This is a genomic window from Mangrovicoccus sp. HB161399 (assembly GCF_013184745.1).
Taxonomy (GTDB): domain Bacteria; phylum Pseudomonadota; class Alphaproteobacteria; order Rhodobacterales; family Rhodobacteraceae; genus Mangrovicoccus.
In genome coordinates, this window is the sequence record NZ_JAATVU010000287.1 from 1 (window position 1) to 701 (window position 701).

The 701-nt window shown below is 68.8% G+C and carries 1 protein-coding gene; it reads left to right on the forward strand.

The genetic code is table 11. The features are described 5' to 3' along the window. Window positions 1-251 precede the first annotated feature (251 nt). The gene (locus HCC78_RS32935) at window positions 252-680 is read left to right on the forward strand and encodes a DoxX family protein (protein WP_172332871.1); all 429 of its coding nucleotides are present in this window, start codon (window positions 252-254) and stop codon (window positions 678-680) included. The last annotated feature ends 21 nt before the right edge of the window (window positions 681-701 follow it).

Sequence of the window (701 nt, forward strand, 5' to 3'; positions counted from 1 at the left end):
GCACTATGCCGATTTCGACCTGCAGGTCTGCGCCGTGCTGGGCGAGGCGCGCAGTGCCGGGCGCTTCGGCGAGGCGGAGGCCTTCCTGACCACGGCGCTGACGCGGATGCTGGGCGGCAGCTGATCCGTTAAGGAACAATGCGTGGAAGGTCATTTGCCACCTTCGCCATATCATGGAAGGACTGCCGGGACTAGCTTCTCCCCATGACCAACAGCGGAGCGCCGCAGCGCTCCCCCGCAGGAGAAAGACAATGTCCGCACTCAACGCAATCACCGCCTTCCTCGGCCTCGGCACCCCCGGCGCCATCGCCCTCGCAGCCCTCGTCCTCCGGCTCTCGCTGGGCGGGCTGTTCCTGGCCCATGCCTACCTGAAATGCTTCGTCTTCACCCCGGCCGGCGCCGCAGGCTTCTTCGCCTCGCTCGGCGTGCCCGGCTGGTTCGCCTACGTCACCATCGCCGCCGAGACCCTGGGCGGCATCGCGCTGATCCTCGGCGTCCAGACCAGCCTGGTGGCGCTGGCGCTGATCCCGGTGCTGCTGGGCGCCGCCATCCTGGCGCACGGCCCGAACGGCTTCTGGTTCACCAACGAGAACGGCGGCTGGGAATACCCCGCCTTCTGGGCCGTCGCCCTGCTGGTCCAGGCCCTGATCGGCGGCGGAGCCCTCGCCCTGGCGAAATGAGCCATCCCGCAGCAGGCAAGG